This window comes from Parvibaculum sp. (assembly GCF_049672805.1).
Taxonomy (GTDB): Bacteria; Pseudomonadota; Alphaproteobacteria; order Parvibaculales; family Parvibaculaceae; genus Parvibaculum.
In genome coordinates this window covers 1-5,076 of sequence record NZ_JBATWS010000431.1, presented here as the reverse complement: position 1 = coordinate 5,076, position 5,076 = coordinate 1, and the positions used below count along the sequence as shown (strand labels likewise).

At 61.1% G+C, this 5,076-nt stretch carries 5 protein-coding genes; 1 reads left to right on the top strand and 4 read right to left on the bottom strand.

The annotated features are described in order from the left end of the window. On the top strand, positions 1–1,426 hold a 1,426-nt coding region (locus WBF74_RS13420; protein ID WP_424440755.1), incomplete at its 5' end, for a PLP-dependent aminotransferase family protein. A 4-nt stretch (positions 1,427–1,430) separates the two neighbouring features. Here WBF74_RS13420 and thiD read toward each other — a convergent pair. The 4 genes from thiD to WBF74_RS13400 form a co-directional block, all read right to left on the bottom strand. Further along, the gene (gene thiD / locus WBF74_RS13415; protein ID WP_424440753.1) at positions 1,431–2,243 is read right to left on the bottom strand and encodes a bifunctional hydroxymethylpyrimidine kinase/phosphomethylpyrimidine kinase; all 813 of its coding nucleotides are present in this window, start codon (positions 2,241–2,243) and stop codon (positions 1,431–1,433) included. Positions 2,244–2,273: 30 nt separating this feature from the next. Next, a complete protein-coding gene (glmM, locus tag WBF74_RS13410; RefSeq protein ID WP_424440751.1) occupies positions 2,274–3,620 on the bottom strand; it encodes a phosphoglucosamine mutase in 1,347 nt (448 codons plus the stop codon). Between the two features lie 166 nt (positions 3,621–3,786). Then, entirely contained in the window at positions 3,787–4,605 is an 819-nt protein-coding gene (gene folP / locus WBF74_RS13405; RefSeq protein ID WP_424440749.1) for a dihydropteroate synthase, read from the bottom strand. Positions 4,606–4,644: 39 nt separating this feature from the next. Then, positions 4,645–5,076, bottom strand: a 432-nt coding sequence (locus tag WBF74_RS13400; RefSeq protein WP_424440747.1) for a hypothetical protein, incomplete at its 5' end; no start/stop codon positions are given.

The following is a 5,076-nucleotide window of genomic DNA, read 5'->3' as shown; positions in this document are numbered from 1 at the left end:
AATTTCGCCTTTTGATCCCGCAGACATCATCGCGCGCCCCGGCCCCCGTTACCGGGCCATCGCGGATGCGCTGCGTGACGCCATCCGTTCCGGCACGGCAGCGCCCGGCATGAAACTCCCTCCCGTCCGTGACCTTGCCTATGCGCTGGGCGTGACGGTCGGCACCGTCTCCCGCGCCTACGCGCTCTCCGCAAGCCGGGGCGAGGTTGTCGGCGAGGTCGGGCGCGGCACCTATGTACTTGATCGCAGCGGACTTGCACGCGGCGGCGCGGGCGTCGGCTCGACCACCTACCTCACCCCGCCCGATGCAAGCGAAGCGGCGATGAAAGCGGCCTACCCGCCCTCTGTCGGGCAGGATGAAATCATGAGCGCCGCCCTCTACGCCCTTCTCGCGGAGCGCGGACGCGAAAGCGGACCATCTCTCTTCAACAGCTACCCGCCCCCCGGCGGCACGCTGCGCGACCGGCAGGCAGCCGCTGCATGGCTTGCGCATGAACATTTCACGCCGACGGCAGATGATGTTTTCGTCTGCTCAGGCGTGCAGCAGGCAATACTCACCGCGATCCTCACCGCCACGCGGCCGGGCGATGTGATCATTACCGAGGCTATCACCTATCATGCGATGGTGAACCAGGCGGTGCTCACGGGGCGGCGCGTCATGCCGGTCGATATGGATGAGGAAGGCGTGCTGCCCGCCGCGCTGGAGCGTCTTGCGCAGGAGACAAATCCTGCAGCCCTCTTCCTCGTGCCCACACTGCATAATCCGACCAGTGCGATCATGAGCGAAGAGAGACGGCAACAGATTGCAGATATTGCCCGCGCGCATGACATCATCATCATCGAAGATGATATTTACGGAAAGCTCGTTGCAAACCGCCCCTTGCCGCTTGCCTATCTTGCGCCCGATCAGACCTGGTATCTGACGAGCCTTGCAAAAACGGTGGGATGCGGTCTGCGCATCGGTTTTCTGCTGCCTCCCCCTTCAACCCGTGAACGCGCCCGCGCCGTGCTGAATGCACAGGGCCAGACAGCACCCCGCGTGATGATGGATCTCGCAACGCGCCTCATTGAAAACGGAAGCGCAGAAAGCCTCCGTGCGGATATCGTTGCGGAGATAGAGCGGCGACACGACATCACGGCGCGTCTGCTGGCAGACCATCCCGTCGAAACGCATCCCGCATCGCTTTATGCCTGGCTCGAGCTGCCTGAAAACTGGCGCGCGACCGCCTTTGTTGACGCCGCCCAGCAACGCGGTGTTGCCATTGCAGCAGGAGAAGACTTCATGGTGGGCCGCACGGACCGCGCCTCGCGCCATGTGCGCCTTGCTATTGGCCAGCCCAGGGACTGCGACGAGTTACAGCGCGGGTTGGAAATTGTTTCGGCGCTGCTCTCGGAATCGCACATCCAGCTTGCAGCACCCGCCTGACCCGTCAGTCCTCGTCATCAAGCGCAGCAAGGAAATTGAGCGGCCCGTGACCCTTGCCGAAGCCCGGCGCGGTGCGGATCGCCTCATGCACGAAGTCTCGCGCCGTTTCCACCGCCACGCCAAGATCAACACCCTGCGCCAGCAGCCCGGTAATGGCAGAGGCAAGCGTGCAGCCCGTGCCATGCGTGTGGCGCGTATCAATGCGGGGCGATGAAAAGACCTGCATTGTCTCCTGCGTCGCCAGCACATCGTAAATGATATCGCCCGGCAGATGCCCGCCCTTCAGAAGCACAGCCTCTGCGCCGAGACCGAGCAACGCGTCAGCCGCAGCCTTCTGCCCATCCACATCCGAGATCGTGCGGTTCGTCAGCACTTCTGCTTCCGGCACATTGGGCGTGACGAGAGAAGCAAGCGGGATCAACACTTCGCGGATGGCAGAGGTGGCCGACGCTTCAAGAAGTGCCGCCCCGCCCTTTGCAATCATCACCGGATCGACAATAAGCGCAGGCCCGACTTCTTCGCGCGACAGCTCTTCTGCGACGGCTTCCACAATATCGGCACTGTGCAACATGCCGGTCTTGATCGCGTCAGCACCAATATCTTCAAGCACGACGCGCATTTGCCCGACCACGATGTCGAGCGGGATTTCATGGATGCCATGCACGCCGAGCGTGTTCTGCACGGTAATCGCGGTAACGGCTGTCATGGCGAAACCGCCCATCGCCGTCACGGCCTTTATGTCGGCCTGAATACCCGCACCGCCGCCCGAATCCGAACCGGCGACAATAAGCACCCGACCCTGAGGGAAAGACGTCATGAAATCCGCTCGTAATGACACTGCCAAAGATCAGGCAGCATTATGCGCGATCGCAGCGGCAATGTCGTTGACAACGGCAGCGACGAGCTTCTCGTCATCCCCCTCCGCCATGACGCGGATGAGAGGTTCGGTGCCGGACTTGCGGATAACAAGGCGGCCGCTCGCACCAAGGCGGCTTTCGCCTTCGCGGATCGCTTCCTGAACATCCTTGTCCTTCAGCGGCTCGCCACCCTGGAAGCGGACATTCTTCAGAAGCTGCGGCAGCGGCTCGAACACATTGGTGAGTTCGCTCACCGGGCGGCCACTTGCTTTGAGCACGGCGAGAACCTGAAGCGCGGCAATGAGACCATCGCCCGTTGTCGAAAAATCCTTGAGCACAATATGGCCGGATTGCTCACCGCCCACATTGTAGCCATGCGCCCGCATATGCTCGACGACATAGCGATCGCCTACCTGCGTGCGAATGAGATCAAGGCCGAGCGTCCTGAGATAGCGCTCAAGGCCGAGATTGGACATGACCGTGGCGACGATACCCGGCGCCGAGAGCGTGCCCATTTCCTTCCAATGCGTCGCAATGAGACCCATGATCTGGTCGCCATCGACAACCTTGCCGCGCTCATCGGCAATGATCACGCGGTCTGCGTCACCATCCAGTGCAATGCCGATATCGGCGCGGCGCTCGCGCACCGTGGCGCACATACGCTCAGGCGCGGTCGAGCCGCAATCCTCATTGATGTTGAAACCGTTCGGTTCCGTGCCGACGGTAACAACCTCAGCACCAAGCTCCCACAGCACGGCAGGCGCAACCTTGTAGGCAGCGCCATTCGCACAATCGATCACGATACGCAGACCTTCCAACGTCTGCTGCTTGGGAAACGTGTGCTTTGCATGTTCGATGTAACGCGCCTGCGCATCATCAATGCGCTTTGCGCGGCCAAGCTCGCTCGGATGCGCCAGATTGTCAGCAAGCCCGTTATCCATGTGGTGCTCGATTGCAAGCTCCACCTCATCGGAGAGCTTGAAACCATCCGGGCCGAAAAGTTTGATGCCATTATCCTGAAAGGAATTATGCGAGGCAGAAATCATCACGCCGAGATCGGCGCGCAACGACCGCGTCAGCATGGCAACGGCGGGCGTCGGCAGCGGGCCGAACAGAAACACATCCATCCCCATGGAGGTGAAGCCTGCCGTCAGCGCCGGCTCCAGCATGTAGCCGGACAGGCGCGTATCCTTGCCGATAACGACGCGATGGCGATGTTCACCACGACGAAACACACGGCCAGCCGCCATGCCAACGCGCAGCGCCGTCTCCGCAGTCATGTTGCCTGTATTGGCAGTACCGCGAATACCATCGGTGCCGAAATATTTGCGAGCCATAAGCTGAACGGTCCTCGCGTTTTTTCTCACTCTGTGTCTCATTGCGCCCTGCCAAACGCCCCCTCGGCCCCGGCACGCGCCCCCCGACATTTCTTAAACGAATGCTTCTCCGGCGAATATAAGTATCTATGCGCCGTTTACAGTTAAATATTTCTTGCGAAATCTTTCATGGCCCAGAACCCGGCGTTTCGAAACAGGCCGCCACCGCCAGAGCGTCGATCAGTGGCGCAGGCTCATGTGTCCGGATAAAGCACGCCCCGGCCCGCGCCGCCAGCAACTCTGCCGCGAGCGTCGCTGCCCCGGCTTCCCCCGGTGCGCGCCCCGTCACGGCCCGCAGGAAAGACTTCCGCGAAACGGAAATGAAAACGGGCAAGGCAAACCGCGCCTCGATCTCGTCAATGCGAGCCAGCACCTCGAATGAGGTTTCGGGCCGCGGCCCCAGAAAGAAGCCCATTCCGGGGTCGAGGATTAGCCGCGCCCGCGCGATGCCTGCGGCCTCCAGGGCTGCGATGCGCTCCTCGAAGAAACTGCAAATCTGCTCGATAATGTCGCCCTCGGGCGTGTCGCGCCGGTCTGCATTGCCGTGGCGCTGGATGGAATGCATGAGGACGAGCTTCGCCTCGCTCTTCGCAAGCACCGGGTAGAAATTCGCTTCGGCGAAGCCGCGAATGTCGTTCAGGTAATGCACACCATGCGCAAGCGCGAAGGCGTGTGTTTCAGCGCGAAAACTATCAACCGAGAGTGAGTAACCTTCCGCACCGAGCGCTTCTATGACAGGCGCAAGGCGGCGAATTTCCTCCTCCGCCGGAACAGGTATTGCGTCCGGATTGGATGAGGCAGGTCCGAGATCGATCACATCTGCGCCTTCTGCCGCAAGCCGCTTTGCATGCGCAATGGCAGCATCAGCCGCAAAATAGCGTCCGCCATCCGAAAATGAATCCGGCGTGATGTTGACGATGCCAAAGATGAGAGGCCGTTGAAACATGGCGGTTTTCTAGCACAGAGCCCGTTGCGCGGCGAGCGATCAGCCAGCCGGTTCACGCCCCATATTCATCGCACCGGTAACGATATGCGCAATCACCGTATCAAGTTCCCTTGCGCTCGGGCCTGATCCGGAAAACTGCATCAACGCCACCATATGCGCCGCACCGAGATAGACGCGCGCCGCTGCTTTTGGATTCAGATCGGGCGGCAGAACGCCTTCCCGCTTTCCCCGCGCAAACACTTTCTGGGCAATGCCATGCAGTCGGTCGAGCACCGCCATATAGCGCGGCCAGATATCGGCGCGCACGCCCGTGCTCCAGTCGAGCCACACCTTGACGATATCAGGCTTCTCCAGCGCCTCGCGGGCAAAGCGCGTGGCGAGAAGTTCAAGCGCCTCCCGCACACCGAACTGGCTGTTGCTCAAGGTTTCTGAGTTGAGCTTCAGCAAAAACGCTTCCACCTCGTCAAGAAC